Below are 15,608 nucleotides of genomic sequence, written 5' to 3' on the forward strand. Positions count from 1 at the left end.
TCTAATTTTTTAAAGCCTTTTATCAAATTTAGGAGGCACACTCAATTCCAAATTATGAACTTCATTATCAAAACAAGCAACAAAATTTTTTACGCCTCTTAGTCCTGTTTCTTTATCCTTGAAAAGTAATTTTTGAGCTGCTTCATTTTCAAAAGCCTTTGGAATATCATTTACACTTCCAGCAGGGACATTGTTGTTTTCCAAAGTCTGTAAAATTTCTTTACTCTCTGTTTGTAAAAAAGCTTTTTCTAAAATAGGTCGTAAAATTTCTCTATTCCGAACTCGGTTTGCATTTGTCTTGAAACGTTCATCTTCTGAAATAGAGTTTGTTTTTAACACTTCACACAAAATAGAAAATTGCTTATCACTTCCTACCACAAGCATCAAACTATCTGTTTTGGTCTGAAAAATTGTTCCATACGGAAAAATATTTGGATGTTCGCTTCCCATTTTTTGAGGAGAATGTCCTGCATTGAGCCAGTTGGTAGCTTGATTGGCAAGTGAAGAAAGTGCAGATTCATAAAGCGAAACGGTTACGTAACTTCCTTCAAAATTATTATCTTCTCGTTCTCTTTTCAAAAGAGCTATCAACAAACCTTCTTTGAGTTGATGCGCTGCCAAAATATCGACTAAGGCAACAGGCATTTTTGTTCCTTCTAGTTTTTTTGTAGTTCCTATTTCTTCTTTTTCGCCATTCATAAACACAAAACCAGTTTCGGCTTGAATGAGCGCATCATAACCAACTTTCGAACTTTCCGTTCCATAACCTGTAATGTGTCCGTAGATAAGTTTTGGATTAATTTTTTTGAGCGTTTTGTAATCTACGCCTAATTTTTCGGCATCTCCTTTTTTATAACTTGCCAAAATAATATCAGTATTTTTTATTTCTTGATATAATTTCTCTTTGTCTTCTTTATCATAAATATTGAGAGCAAGCGATGTTTTGCCCCAATTTACAGCCGAAAAATAAGCAGAAACACTATTTTGAGGGTTTTCAGAAGGTAGTTTCCAAGAGCGTGTAACATCGCCATTTGTCAGAGGATTTTCTATTTTAAGGACGCTTGCACCACATTCAGCAAAAAATTGTCCGACCGAAGGTGCAGCCAAAACACTTGCTAATTCTATTACTTTTAAGTCTTTGAAAATATTCATTTATCTAGTTAAAATTACCAGTAAAATTAATAGGATTGAAAACTGAAAATTACGAAAAAAATAGTCAAAGAAATTATCTCATTTTTTGTAACAAACTATTGTCAGAGTTATTTTGGGTTACCAAAAAACTACTGACAAAGTTTTATGAATATGTTCTGTAATCAAGTTATTTACATTTCGTAATCCGTAATTGACTTTATTCCTTCCAAATGCCAAATTTTCCTAATTGATAATCTTGAAAGGCTTCCATAATTTCTTGTTCGGTATTCATTACAAAAGGACCTTTTGCTACCAAAGGTTCATTAAATGGTACAGCGTAGCCCCAAATTAATAAACTATTTTCTAATGCCTCAAAATTAACTAGAGTTGGGTTATTTGAATTTAGCTCAAACTCTACTAATTGCCTTTCCTGTATTTCTTTTTCATTAATAATTAATTTTCCCTTTATCAGATAACAAAAAATAGTATTGCCTTTTGGAACATTAGTTTCCCATTTTGCATCCTTTTTCAATTCTAAGGTTGATAAAAAAAGCTCTGTCGGACTTTTAAAAGCTCCTTTTTGTTCTTTATTTTCAGATGTATAAGTGCCAGAAATAAGATTGAGTATAGTTTTTTCATTGATTTTAATACTAGGAATATCTTCTTTTTGCAAACCTATATATGTAGGAGCAGTCATTTTGAGCTTGGCAGGTAGATTTACCCAAAGTTGCAAAATTTCTAATTCTCCACCTTCTTTTTTGAATTTATCAGAAGATATTTCAGAGTGCAAAAGTCCACTTCCTGCTACCATCCACTGTACACCTCCTTCGTTGATTATACTTTTATATCCTTGAGAATCTTTGTGCATAATATCGCCTTTTATGATAAAAGTAACAGTTTGCATTCCCCTATGTGGATGAGGACCAAAAGGCAAACCATTATTATTAGCAGGATAAACTTGATGACCATGATGGTTTAGAAATAAAAACGGGTCTATTTGTTGTATCTTATTATTTGGCAAGGGAGAATAAGTAATTAAATCTGCAATAGGGTGAAATGCAGCTTTATGAATCTGTTTTATAGAAGTCATTTTTTTGTGGTTTGATTTTTTTTAAGCAAATACATTGTTATAGGATAATGAAACTAAAATATATGCCTTGGGGTTTTGAAAGTAGCATAATAGGTTGTTTTTTGTTTTTTTTGACATTTATTTTTAAAATGTAATTTTCTGAAAATCAGTAGTTTATTCTACTAGATTAAAAAAAGATAAATTTTTTCTAATTTTTTTTAAAGATTTATTTGCAGAATCAAAAAAACCGTCTTACCTTTGCATTGCATTAAGGGAAAAGATAGTAACAAAATAAACTAAAAAATACCAATAAAATAGTTTTTTAGATTTTAAAAAGTTATTAAAAATAACCTTATTGTAATATCAGAATAAAAAGCCTTCTTAGCTCAGCTGGTAGAGCAATTGATTTGTAATCAATAGGTCAACGGTTCGATCCCGTTAGAAGGCTCAATAGTATTGAAAGATACTGAAGTGTAAGAGTGATAAACTACACAAAAAAATAAATCCCGATTCAGACTAAATTTATTTAGATTGAATCGGTTTTTTTTATGTCTTTTAGTTTTGAAGTTAAGTTAGTAGATTTGTGCTATGGCTTTTCTTATTGTTTATCACAATTGCATTACCGAAGTTTATAGACTAATAACAACTTTTTTTATTTTGAAACATCAACAGGAATATAATAATATCAAACATAAATATGGATATTGAACAAAAAAATATATTTCAAAATGTATTTCAAAAGCAATACACTAAAAAAATAATTAAGATACACATATCAAATATTATACACGTTGATGAGTTTTTAACTGACCTTAAATATATATTAATCCTTATAAAACTTCATAGAAAACAAACAGACTTGGAAATTACTAAGGCTTTACCTTCAAAATTTTTAAAAAAGATTGAATCTTGGTCAGATTCTGATAAAAATTCTAACTATTATTTGTTAGAACTAGATATATTCATAAGTAGATTTAATGAACAGAGTTGGAGTTGGTTAGGTCATATTGCAGAAAATAATGGACTAAGTTTGTATGTAGAGCATATTAGATATTCAAGTTATGTAGAGCTTTTATGTATTCTTTTTAATTTGGAAATTATTCCTACTTATAAAGTATTTGTTTACGATGATATTTTTGGTAATTATGAAGTAATTTCATTGAATATGGAGGGAGGAATACCTATTAAAGCTCCTTCTAAATTTTCTTCTGTACCTGATTGGATTAGAAATTAGCCACTTTAAGTAGTTCCCAATTCAAACTAAATCAATTTAGATTGAATCGGTTTTTTTGTGCCTTTTAACTTTTCATCAAAAGTTTTCTAGTCTTTATATTTTGTATCTTTGCTGTCCACAAAAAACAATCAAAATACGCTCTTAAAGAATGAATCCTATAATCCAATCAGTCAAATTATTTCCTAAAAAAAATAGCTTTTATTTTATACTCTTTAGTATTTTATCAATTTCTCTTTTCTCTTGTGAGCCAAAAGATGAAATGATTAGCACAGATAAAAGCAACAAAATCAGCTTTTCGCCTGACACCGTTTTTTTTGATACGCTTTTTACTGGTTTTGAGTCGCCTGTACAACGTGTTAGTATCAAGAATTTTAATAATGAAGCCCTCAACATTTCACGTCTGTATCTTCAAACTGGAGAAAATTCGCCTTTTCGTCTGACTATAAATGGAATAAAACAGCAAGAAGCGACTGATATTTTTTTGAGAGGAAATGATAGTTTGCGTGTTTTTTTAGATATTCTTCCCCCTACTTTGAATACTGATGAAATAACTAAACTAGAAGATTTTTTGGTAGTAGAAAGTAATGGAAATATTGAAAAGTTGCCTTTGATTGTTTGGTTGCAAGATGGAATTTTATTAGAAGATTCTGTTTTGGATTGTCAGACGGTTTGGAGTGGAAAAAAGCCATATATTATTAAAGGAAGTGTTTTGGTAGAAGAAAATTGCAAACTTACGATAGATGCAGGTGTAAAAGTTGCTTTTCTGACAGATGCAGCTCTTTTGGTGGCTGGTTCGTTGGAAATCAATGGAAATGCAACAGAAAATGTAAAACTAGGAAGTTTTAGAAATGATGGAAGTTTTGAAGGAGCTTTAGGACAATGGTTTGGTGTTTTGTTTGGCGAAAACAGTAAAAATAATAGAATTTCATACACCATTATCGAAAATGCTACGGTAGGTATTCGTTTTGGTACACCTGATAATGATACTATTCCAGATTTGATTATCGAAAATACAGAAATTAGAAATATGGCTGATGCAGGTGTTTTTTGTCTAAATTCTGATGTTTTGATTCAAAATACACTTATTCACAACTGTTTGAACCGAACTTTTTCGGCAGGAGCAGGAGGTAATTATTATTTTTATAATAATACGTTTGCCAATTTTGGATTTAATTTTTTTAGAGAAGAACCTTCTTTTGAGCTTTCCAATGTGTTGGCATTTGTTGATACATTAGGAAATCAGCAAGTTATTAGAGAAGATTTAAAAGCCTATTTTATCAATAATATTATTTGGGGAAGTATCGACGAAGAACTGATTTTGTTTGCCACTCCAGAAGCTGAATTTCAAACTTTTTGGAACTCTAATTTGCTTAAAACAAAACTTTTAGATGCTTCATTACCAAATATTTTGAATGAAAATCCTAATTTTGTAGATGCTTTTAATGGTAACTATCAATTAGATTCGCTTAGTCCTGCCATAAATGCTGGTCTTGATATTGGTTTAGAGATAGATTTGGAAGGCAAAGTTAGGGGTTCTAATCCTGATATTGGTGCTTTTGAAAAAGAATAGCTTTAGAATTACGAATTTATTTTTCTAAGCAGAAAAAATTAGAATAGAAAGTACTGTACCCTACTTTTATTAAACACAGAGTTACAGAGAACACAGAGAATAAAGTACATTTTGCTTTAATTAATAGCAGAAATGTACAATTTTGTGTCCCCTCTATACTACTAACAAAAGTATTATCCTTGTGTTTTTATATAGGTCAGTCTCGTAGAGCAGACCGTTTATAGTCTGTTATAGACAGTCTGCCCTTTAAGACTGACCTATTTATCCAAAAAATGTCTAGTAGTATAAGTCCCCCTCTTTAATTCAGAAGTTAAAAATTAAGTCTAATGAAATTAGAATACAAGACTTTTACAGAAAAACTGATTTGAATTTTGACCAAATAGTCCTTCTATTTTTTTATTTTTTCCCTCTTCTCAAAAATTAGACATTTTTGAATTATTTGAAATAAATGCTTATTAAATAGCTTATAATCAACATTTTTACTTCAATAAACAAAAGAATACTGTAAAATTAGTATAGCTTTTTTTGTGTGTGCAGAATTATTTACTACTTTTGTGTTGTTATTTTTATTCAGTCTAAATAAAAACAAAAAACCATGAAAATTATTCTTACCATTTTATTCACATTTATTTTAAATACTTTGCTCTTTGCACAAAGTTCTATAAACGGCACTATCCAACTTAATAATGGAACACCTGCCGTAGCAGTCAATGTCTATTTAGAAGGCACAAGTATTGGAACAATTACCAATGCTGTCGGATTCTATGAAATTAAAAATGTGGAAGCTGGCAATCACACTTTAAAAATTGCAGGGATTACAATCAAACCTATTTCAAAAATAATCTCAGTAGAAGCTAATCAAACAATCACTTTAAATTTTACTGTTGAAGAATCTACAGGCAATCTCAATGAAGTATCAGTACGAGCATCTTCTGAAAAATCAAAGTCAAAAGTTTCTACTTCATTGCGACTACAAACAGAAATCGAAAAACTTCCTCAAAACATTCAAGTCATTCAAAGAAAAGATTTAGACAATCAAATTGTATTAAGTCTCAGTGATGGTTTGTTACGTAATGTGAGTGGAACTATGCGTTTGGAGCATTGGGGCGATGTTTATGCTCGTGTAAATATGAGAGGTAGCCGTGCTTCTGCCTTTTTCAATGGCGTAAATATTACTTCAAGTTGGGGACCTTTGACGGAAGATATGAGCTATGTCGAACGAGTAGAGTTTGTAAAAGGACCTGCTGGTTTTATGATGTCAAGTGGCGAACCAAGTGGTATTTATAATATCGTTACCAAAAAACCAACAGGCGATGATTTTAATGGGTCTGTGCGTTTTACAACAGGTAGTTATAATTTATTTCGTGCTGAAGCTGATGTAGATACAAAAATTACTAACAAATTATCTGCAAGGCTCAATGTAATGGGACAAAATAAAAATTCATTTAGAGATTATGAATACAATGACAGATATATTGTTGCTCCTTCATTACGTTATGATTTCAATTCCAAAACAAAACTTACTGCTGAATATATTTATCAGAAAGCAAAAATGTCTAACATTGGAGCATCTTATATTTTCAGTACAGAAGGCTATGCAACATATCCTACTGAGACCACTTTGGGAGATTCTGGACTAGAACCAAGTCTTGTTGATGACCAAACTTTCAATGTAAATTTCCAACATGAATTTAAAAAAGATTGGAAAATCACAGCACAAACTACCTATATAAATAGCTATCAAATCGGACAAAGTATGTGGGCTGGTGATGTACAAAAAGATTTGATTCAGCGTAATGTGAGCTTATTTGAATCTAGCAATATCATGAAATTTGCACAAGTTTATGTTAATGGTAAAGTTATGACAGGTGGTGTAAGTCATAAATTAGTTGGTGCTTTAGACGTGGGAACAAAAGAGTATATGGCAGACTGGAATCAGTCGCATCAATTGGAAACAGGTGATAATTATTTTTCAATGACAGCAGATGGCTACCAACCTGTAACAAATGGCTATCCTGATTTTGATTTATCACAACCATTAGAAATACGTTCGAATCCTTATGGAAGAATTAATTTACAATATTCAGGAATATATCTTCAAGATGAATTAGGATTTTTAGATGATAAAATCCGTCTTACTTTGGCTACTCGTTTTACAGATATTTCTCAATCTAGTTATGGTGGAGCAATACAAAAAGCTAGTAAATGGACTCCAAGAATTGGTATTAGTGGTTCGGTAGATAAACATACTTCTGTTTATGCTTTATATGACCAAAGTTTTGTTCCTCAATCTGGAATTTTGAGAAATGGAGATAAAATTAAACCTATTACAGGAAATAATTTGGAAGTAGGAATAAAAAGAGATTGGTTCGATAAAAAATGGACAACTACATTATCTATTTACCAAATTACTAAGAAAAATGAGTTGATAAGTGACCCTAACAATGCTCCAACCGAACAATATTCTATCATAAAAGGAGAATCAGAATCAAAAGGAATTGAATTTGATTTGAGAGGAGAAATCATTAAAGGTTTGAATCTTACTCTAAACTATGCTCTAACTGAAAACCTAATTACAAAATCAAATGTAGAAGCTCTACAAGAAGGCGACCTTGTTCCAGGATATGCAAAACATACAGCAAATACATGGATTGCTTACACACAGCAAACAGGATTTTTGAAAGGCGCAGGATTGTCTTTAGGCGCAACTATACTTGCTGACAGAACTACATGGGGATGGGCTTCTACTCCAAATCAACAATCTCTTGGAGATTACAAAAAAGTAGATGCAGGTATTTTTTGGGGAAATGATGATGTACAAGTTACACTCAATATCTACAATCTACTTGATGAATATTTATACAGCGGCGCACCTTATGGAACTTTCTACTATTATCAAGCTGAAGCTCCAAGAAATTGGCGTTTAGCTCTTGCCTACAAATTTTAATCTTTTCTATCCTAATATTTCTAAACTATCCAAAGCAAAAACTTTGGGTAGTTTAGTTCTTTAATTTAACTAATTATGGCATTAAATAGAAAAAAGATATTCAAACAGTGGGTAAGAAAATTTCATTTGTGGGCTGGCTTGGGTATTGGCAGTATTATTTTTATTATCTCTGTTACAGGTTGTTTGTATGTATTCAAAGATGAAATTCAAGACATTTTGCGAAAAGATGCTATGTTTCATAATGAGCCTGACATAGATAAAAAACAAGTATTACCTATTCATATACTAGAAAAAAAGGTAAATGAATATACACAAGAAAAATATCCTGTACACTGGGTAAATATTCCAATTGATAGAAATGAAAGCTATCGGTTTTACTATTACGAAAAAAATCCTGAAACTACTTGGAATTATTTCGATGAATTTATTATCTATAAGTCGGTCTATATTAATCCTTATACAGGAGAAGTTTTGGGCATTTATGATGAGAAAAATGGTTTTTTTGGAGTTGTTTTAGGCATACATTTTTCTTTATTACTGTCACGTCCTATTGGAAGTTGGGTAGTCGGAATTACTACTTTGTTATTTATTGGAATGCTTATTTCAGGAATTATAATTTGGTGGCCAAAAAATAAAAAAGCTAGAAAACAGCGTTTTTGGTTTCCTAAAAAAAATCTAAAGAATTGGAAAAAATTTAATTATGATTTGCATAATATTTTAGGATTTTATGCTTCTTTTGTCGGAATCATAATTGCGATTACAGGCTCTTTTTATGCCTTTTTCTTTGTTAGAGCTTTGATATATCTTGTCTTTTCGGGTGGACTTACACAATATCCTGATTTCTCAGAATACAAAACAACCTCTCCAAAAACAGAACGAACAGCAAGCACTCCAGATAAAATAGCAAAACAAGTAGAACTATTATACCCTGAAGCCTATGGATATAGTATTGACTTAGGACATGAGCATTTAGACGAACATTCACATCCAGCTTTTTCAATTTATATTCAACAGAAAAAAGGCGTTTATTATATCAATAATGAAGTTTTCTTTGATGAAAATTCAGGTGAGATGCTTTATAATCGTCCTCATAAAGAGAAAAACTTTGGAGAAAAAGTAATTGCAGCCAATTATGATATTCATGTAGGTGCAATTTTAGGATTAGGAGGAAAAATCTTAGCTTTTTTAGTTTCTCTTATCTGTGCATCCTTGCCCGTTACAGGTTTTATGATTTGGTGGCAAAGGCACAAAAAAAGAAAGAAAAAAACTATTTTTACACAGACTAGAAAATCTGTGATACAAGATTTGATATAGTAAATGTAGAACTGCTCTATTGAATTTAATCCAGTAGGGCAGTTTTATATTTTCAAGAGGAAATGAAAATTTACTTCCCCAACTCCATCACACGCCTAGCAATATCTTTGGCTGCATCAGGGCGAGCAAAAGTTTTAATATTATTCTTCAATTTTCCTTGTTGATTTTCATCATTCAAAACATAAATTAAAGTAGGAATAAGTCTTTCATTTGCTTCATTATCTTTTATAAGCATAGCTGCATCTTCTTTTGCTAATGCCATTGCATTTTTGGTTTGGTGGTCTTCGGCTACATTGGGAGAAGGAATCAAAATTGCAGGTTTTTCAACCAAAGTAAGTTCGGAAATTGTCAAAGCACCAGCACGACCAACTACAATATCAGCACATTGATAGGCTTTTTTCATATCGTAGATAAAATCATTTACAAAAAGAGAAGGATGATTTAAGAGATTTTTTGCAGCTAATTGTTTTTTTATAGAATCAATATAAAATTTTCCTGTTTGCCAAATAAGCTGAAATCCACTCTCCAAAATCGTTTCAATTCCATTCAGAATAGCTTCATTGATAACTTTTGCGCCACCACTTCCACCCATTACCAAAATTGTTTTTTTGCCTTTAATAAGATTAAAATAATCAAAATCAGATTGAACAGCATGAGGTAGTTTTTTCAAATCCGAACGAACAGGATTCCCAGTAAACTGTATTTTATTTTTAGGAAAATAACTCTCCATATTTGGATAAGCGACACAAATTGCATCTACTTGGCGAGAAAGAATCTTGTTTGTGAGTCCTGCATGTCCATTTTGCTCTTGAATAAGTGTAGGAATACCCATTGTGGTAGCAACTTGCAAAACTGCTCCACTTGCATAACCACCTGTTCCGACCACTACATTAGGCTTAAATTCTTTAATTACATTTCGTGCTTGATTCAGACTTCCAAAAAGACGAACAGGAAATTTAAGGTTTTCTAAAATGTTTTTTGGTGAAAAACTGCGCTGCAAACCACGAATAGGCAAACCAATGACACGATAACCTGCCTTGGGTACTTTTTCCATTTCCATTTTTCCTTCTGCACCCACAAACAAAATTTCTGTATTTGGATTTATTTCTTTGAGGGCATCAGCAATAGCAATTCCAGGATAGATATGTCCACCTGTTCCTCCTCCACTTATAATTACTTTCATTATAATTTTATTTTCGATTGAATAGTAAGTTTGAATAGTAAGTTTTTCTTTGGCTATAATCCGTAAAATTACAAACTCTAAATCAATCTAGCTAGTTTTATAAAATTGATTATTACTTTACAACAATAATTTTGTACTTTGCCAGTTTTCAAGACAAACAAAAACTGTTTTTCTTTGATTATCTTTGTATAAATTTTAAAATAATAATTGCTGTTAGTGGTTTCTTTGCCAACAACACCAACAACACCACCAAAATCTTAACTCGTATGAAAAAAATAAATTATTTCTCGTTTGTTGTGCTAGTTGCTTTACTAGGCAATATGTTTTTTTTATCTTCTTGTAATGACAAAAAAACGAAAGAAGAAAACATAGAAACTATCTCAGAAGAGGAACAACAAAAAGCACAAGATGAAGCTCTTTGGGAAGAAGCTACCCAAAATATGCCTGATGCTGATACGCTTGCCTTACCTGATAAACTTACTATGCTTAATGATAGTGTTGCAGTAACTTGGAATAGACTACTATCTGCCGAGCGTGAAAAAGATGATATGTTGCAAAAATTTGTTCGTGAAGCTCGTTTTGTAGAAGGATTTAATGACAAAGAAATGATAGATAAATTAGAAATAGAAAGAAAAGCACTGTTGAAATTGCGTTATGATGAGAATACTATGCAAAATGCAAAAACAATGGATGCCTATGATAAAAAATTAGCAGAAATTCAGAAGCTAGTCAAACAAATCAAAGAAAATAATCCAGAACTTGAGCGTTATCCAATTCCTTATTCTGTTATTACCTATTTTTCAGAATTGGATAATACAGACTTTTTGTTGCGTAAAAATTATACTGATTATGCAAGTCAGTTGAATGAACTTTTGATGGTTAAAAAAGATGAAATTCCTACTTTGGGAGAGCAATTTGTAAAGATAAAACCAGCTCCTAAGTTTGAATATGGCGAGTTGAACTAAACTTTTGCCTATTTATTTCGTTCAAAATTTAGGAATAGTTATTGCAAAATTACTACTATAATGCGTTTTAGTTGCTGCATTTTTATAGATACTAATGAGGGTTTTTTACCCTAAAAACGTCTTTAAAATAAGTCTAAAATCTATTCCTAAATAGGGTTTTCTTATAGAAAAAGAAAAATGCCGTTGTTGGTGTTTTAGCGATAGTGACACCAACAACTACAAATATTTTTTATAAGAAAACTTTGTATTCCTAAATTTCTTACTATCATTCTATCATGAAAAAAATACATACATTCTTATTTTCTCATTTTTTATTTTTGAAGAGTCTAAAAAATTCTCCTTTGCGAATGCTTGTCATTTTGGCAGCTTCTATTGGTTTTTTAATTTTTTCGACTTCTGCGTTTATGACTTACCAAAACGGAAACCGAGTAGCAATGCTTTCTGATGTTACTTTTACAAAAGGAGAAAAAATATCTTATTTGGTGCATTATGGTTTTATCAATGCTGGTGAAGCTGTTGTAAAAGTGGATAATGATTTTCATACTATCAATGGAAATAGCTGTTATAAGGTAGATGTAGAAGGAAAGTCAGTAGGTGTTTTTGGTTGGACAACTAATATAGATGACAAATGGAGTTCATATATTGACAGACAAAAACATATTCCACGCAAATTTTATAGAAAAATAAAAGAAAATAAATATAGAAAAGAAGAAACTGTGATGTTTGACCATAATGGCAGACAAGCAAATGTAAAATATAAAAAAAGAGATGATAAAAACTGGACACGAAAAGAATATCCAATTCCAACAAATGTGCAAGATATGATTAGTGGATATTATTTTTTGCGTAGAGTGGATTATGAAAAACTAACTAAAAATGAAATTATCCGAATGGATGCTTTCTTTGAAGATTCTGTTTATGATTTTAAGGTGCGCTACATTGGAAAGGAAACCATCAAAACCAAAATTGGTAAAAAAGAAACCTTTGTAATGACTCCAATTATGCCAGAAAATGGTCTTTTTAGTGGAAAAGAATCTATCAAAATTTGGATGTCAGCCGATGAAGACCGAATTCCTCTCAAAATTAGAGCAGATATGTTTATTGGTGGTGTTGAGGTAGATGTAACAGAATACGAAAAATAAAATTAGAAATATAAAAAGTATTATAGGAAAAAGGCTTGCCTTTTTCCTTTTTTTATGCTTTCTCATTTTTATAGTTTAAATTCTTTCAACAAACGAGCGTGAGCAGATTTTGAAATAATCCATTTTATAGATTTTCCCTTATCAAAACTATTTTTTGCAATAAAGCACTTTATTTTTTTGAATTTGACAAAATTATCATTCTGACTTACCACAATCGTAATTTTTCCTTCATAGTTTTCAGAAATTTCTTTCCAATCCTTTCCATAAATTTCAAAACTAGAATAAGCCAGCCATGCAGAAGCAAGCGAATTTATTCCATGATAGATTTGATAACGAATCAGTTTTTGTGCATTTTTTGAAAAAAGTAAAGACGAAATCAAAATAATTTTGTCCTTAAAAAAAATTGAAGAAACTACTTTTTTGAGTAATAATTTCCCTAAAAATGTCTGTGTGCCAAACCTATACCATTTACTAACAGCTAAAGTTTCAGGAGCAATTAAGATAATTTTATTTATAAGAATAGATTTGAGATTGAATTTTGAAAAATTAGAAATAAGCTGTAAGGCAGGACGAACACCCAAAGAAAAACCAATAATATTTATAAACTCTTCTTTATTTTCAAATTCAGTTTCTAAAAACTGCTGAATCAAGATAATCCAGTGATGAAGATTCGTTTCTCTTGGATTTATTAAATTATCTTGATTTTTTTCGTGGTAAAATAACCCAAAGCTGTAAGTTTTAAAATTATTTTGATTTGCAAAGTGTTTAAAAGCCTCTATATTTTGTCCGATTCCGTGAAAGGCAAGCCAAATTTGAGGTGTTATTTTATCTTTTTTATTTTTGTTTGGCTTTTCAAAAATTTCATATTCTAACCTATAATCTGTATTTTTCATAATGAGTTTTCTAAAATAAAGTTTTATTAATTATTCATTTAGAGCTAATTATTCATCATTATCAAATTTCTTAATTAAAGCAAAAAGCAATTTTAAATTTTGTTTTCTAGAAGTTAAAATAGTATTTTGACTCAAAAACTCTTACTTCATATAAAACACAAACTTATTTTACACCTTTTTATGAAAAAAAATATACTTCTACTACGTAATAAAAAAATATATTATTATTTACTATTTGTTTTTTCTCTAAGTTTTTTAGTCTTTTCTTTAAGCTCTTGTAGTTCTTCCAAAAATTATCAAGGAGATAAATTTAATGGTTTTAGCTTCAAAAGACCTAATAAACGTGCTTTGATTATGAAATTCAAGTTAATAAATAATCTTATTATTATTCCTGTTAAGATAAATGGTTCGGATACTCTTCATTTTATTTTGGATAGTGGAGTGCAGAATATGCTTATCACAGAGTTGGGGGTAGGTGATGGATTGAAGGTAGATTATATCAAAGAAATAGAACTCTCTGGTTTGGGGGCTGGCGAGAAATTAGTTGCTTATGCTTCTCCTAATAATAATTTTGATATTTCAGGAATTATAGGACATCATCAAGATTTGCTCATTCTGAAAGAGGATATTTTTCATTTGTCTTCTCGTTTTGGAATGCGTATTCATGGAATTATGGGATATGGTATTTTTGCAGATTTTGTAGTAAAAGTGAATTATGAAAGTAAAACAATTACTTTTTATAATAAGAAAAAATACAAATACAAACCACATAAAAAAGACGTGATTATTCCAATAGAAATTATTAATTTGAAACCTTATATTTGGGCAAATATTCAACAAAATTCAGTTGATGTGCATGCTACTGATTCTATTCAAAATGATACCACTACAATTCCTACAAAATTATTGATTGATACAGGAGGAGGACACGCAATTTGGTTAGATATTTCTTCGGATGAAAGATTATATATTCCGACCAAAAAAAAAGAAGCGTATTTGGGAAAAGGAATGCGAGGGGATATTACAGGTTATTTGGGACGTTCGTCCAAACTTATTTTGAAAGATATTGAATTAGAAAATATAACAACAGCTTTTCCAGATTCCACTTCTATAGCAACAGTAAGAGGACAGGGAGAACGAAATGGAAGTTTGGGTTCAGAGATTTTGAGGCGTTTTCATGTTATCTTCGATTATTCACAAAATAGAATGATTCTTAGACCAAATCGAAATTTTAAAGATGAGTTTAATTATAATATGGCTGGGATAGAATTATCTACACCAGTTCCAGGAACAGCAGTTTATTTGATTTCTAATATAGAAAAAGATTCTCCTGTTTCGAAATTGAATATTAAGGTAAATGACCAAATAATAAGCATAAATGGTACAAATATCAATAAATTTACAATTCATCAGATTCATGAACTTTTTCGAAGCAAAGAAGGACGCAAAATTCAACTTCGTTTGAGAAGAGATGGAGATGACCTAAATGATTGGACTATTGAATTTAGATTAGAAAACCCTATTTAAAGAACAAAAAAATATTTACCTTTGTAACTATACAAAATCACAATACGATTTTTTTAAGATAAAAATTACCTATTCAATACGTTTTTTATGGATTACGGCTCTTTACTCAAAGACCTTTTGATTATTACACTGCCTGCAGGTGCAGTTTTATACGGCATGTTTTTGGTTGTCAAATCGTTTATCGGACGAGAAATGAACCAATCTCTGCTTCAACTAAAATCTAAAAATAGTGAAATTGCTCTTCCTATTCGTTTACAGGCGTATGAAAGAATGGCTATTTTTTTAGAAAGAAACTCTGTCAATAATCTAATTCCTCGTCTTACAGAAGGAGGACAGTCGGCTGTCGAATTGCATCAAGTTTTATTATTTACAATTCGTGAAGAGTTTAATCATAATGTTGCACAACAAATTTATATTAGCCAACCAGCTTGGGAGTATATAAAAAGCGCAGTAGAAGAGTTTATTTCAATTATTAATCAAGCCTACCGAGAGCTTCCAGAAGGAGCAACAGGCTTTGATCTTTCAAGACGCATCTTTGAGCTTCAAGGAGATAAAGAAATTTCTCAAAATGAGGCTGCACTTCAATTTATGAAAGAAGAAATTCAACAGTATTTTTAAAGTTGATTACGGATT

Annotated in this window: 12 protein-coding genes and 1 tRNA gene; 9 read left to right on the forward strand and 4 right to left on the reverse strand. The window is 30.7% G+C overall.

Going from position 1 to position 15,608, the window contains the following annotated elements; all coding sequences use genetic code 11:
- Nucleotides 1–9: 9 nt before the first annotated feature.
- Nucleotides 10–1,152: a CaiB/BaiF CoA transferase family protein gene (locus ACE193_RS19015; RefSeq protein WP_375559801.1), complete on the reverse strand. Its 1,143-nt coding sequence runs from the start codon at nucleotides 1,150–1,152 to the stop codon at nucleotides 10–12.
- A 196-nt stretch (nucleotides 1,153–1,348) separates the two neighbouring features.
- Nucleotides 1,349–2,221 (reverse strand): pirin family protein, encoded by an 873-nt coding sequence (locus tag ACE193_RS19020; protein WP_375559802.1) that lies wholly within the window; start codon nucleotides 2,219–2,221, stop codon nucleotides 1,349–1,351.
- 354 nt (nucleotides 2,222–2,575) lie between these two features.
- On the opposite strand from ACE193_RS19020, the gene ACE193_RS19025 reads away from it, so the two are divergent.
- The 5 genes from ACE193_RS19025 to ACE193_RS19045 all read left to right on the forward strand — a co-directional run bounded on the left by ACE193_RS19025 (nucleotide 2,576) and on the right by ACE193_RS19045 (nucleotide 9,265).
- A tRNA-Thr gene (locus ACE193_RS19025) sits at nucleotides 2,576–2,648 on the forward strand.
- A 411-nt stretch (nucleotides 2,649–3,059) separates the two neighbouring features.
- Complete coding sequence (locus ACE193_RS19030) at nucleotides 3,060–3,434, forward strand: hypothetical protein (protein WP_375559803.1); 375 nt, start codon at nucleotides 3,060–3,062, stop codon at nucleotides 3,432–3,434.
- A 148-nt stretch (nucleotides 3,435–3,582) separates the two neighbouring features.
- Complete coding sequence (locus ACE193_RS19035) at nucleotides 3,583–5,004, forward strand: right-handed parallel beta-helix repeat-containing protein (protein ID WP_375559804.1); 1,422 nt, start codon at nucleotides 3,583–3,585, stop codon at nucleotides 5,002–5,004.
- A gap of 595 nt (nucleotides 5,005–5,599) precedes the next feature.
- Entirely contained in the window at nucleotides 5,600–7,951 is a 2,352-nt protein-coding gene (locus ACE193_RS19040; protein WP_375559805.1) for a TonB-dependent siderophore receptor, read from the forward strand.
- Nucleotides 7,952–8,026: 75 nt separating this feature from the next.
- Nucleotides 8,027–9,265, forward strand: a complete 1,239-nt coding sequence (locus ACE193_RS19045; RefSeq protein WP_375559806.1) for a PepSY-associated TM helix domain-containing protein — start codon at nucleotides 8,027–8,029, stop codon at nucleotides 9,263–9,265.
- Between the two features lie 70 nt (nucleotides 9,266–9,335).
- Here the strand turns inward: ACE193_RS19045 and murG are convergent, their stop codons facing one another.
- On the reverse strand, nucleotides 9,336–10,448 hold the full coding sequence (murG, locus tag ACE193_RS19050; protein ID WP_375559807.1) for an undecaprenyldiphospho-muramoylpentapeptide beta-N-acetylglucosaminyltransferase: 1,113 nt from the start codon (nucleotides 10,446–10,448) through the stop codon (nucleotides 9,336–9,338).
- Nucleotides 10,449–10,714: 266 nt separating this feature from the next.
- Here murG and ACE193_RS19055 point away from each other — a divergent pair, with 266 nt between their 5' ends.
- A complete protein-coding gene (locus ACE193_RS19055; protein WP_375559808.1) occupies nucleotides 10,715–11,413 on the forward strand; it encodes a hypothetical protein in 699 nt (232 codons plus the stop codon).
- Nucleotides 11,414–11,688: 275 nt separating this feature from the next.
- A complete protein-coding gene (locus tag ACE193_RS19060; protein WP_375559809.1) occupies nucleotides 11,689–12,555 on the forward strand; it encodes a DUF3108 domain-containing protein in 867 nt (288 codons plus the stop codon).
- A gap of 68 nt (nucleotides 12,556–12,623) precedes the next feature.
- On the opposite strand, the gene ACE193_RS19065 is transcribed toward ACE193_RS19060, so the two are convergent.
- On the reverse strand, nucleotides 12,624–13,448 hold the full coding sequence (locus ACE193_RS19065) for a hypothetical protein (protein WP_375559810.1): 825 nt from the start codon (nucleotides 13,446–13,448) through the stop codon (nucleotides 12,624–12,626).
- Nucleotides 13,449–13,802: 354 nt separating this feature from the next.
- Here ACE193_RS19065 and ACE193_RS19070 point away from each other — a divergent pair, with 354 nt between their 5' ends.
- Both ACE193_RS19070 and ACE193_RS19075 read left to right on the forward strand, forming a co-directional pair.
- Nucleotides 13,803–14,975: an aspartyl protease family protein gene (locus ACE193_RS19070; RefSeq protein WP_375559811.1), complete on the forward strand. Its 1,173-nt coding sequence runs from the start codon at nucleotides 13,803–13,805 to the stop codon at nucleotides 14,973–14,975.
- 87 nt (nucleotides 14,976–15,062) lie between these two features.
- A complete protein-coding gene (locus ACE193_RS19075) occupies nucleotides 15,063–15,593 on the forward strand; it encodes a hypothetical protein (RefSeq protein ID WP_375559812.1) in 531 nt (176 codons plus the stop codon).
- Nucleotides 15,594–15,608 lie beyond the last annotated feature (15 nt).

Origin of the sequence: Bernardetia aquimarina, assembly GCF_042180575.1 — a bacterium.
Lineage (GTDB): Bacteria > Bacteroidota > Bacteroidia > Cytophagales > Bernardetiaceae > Bernardetia.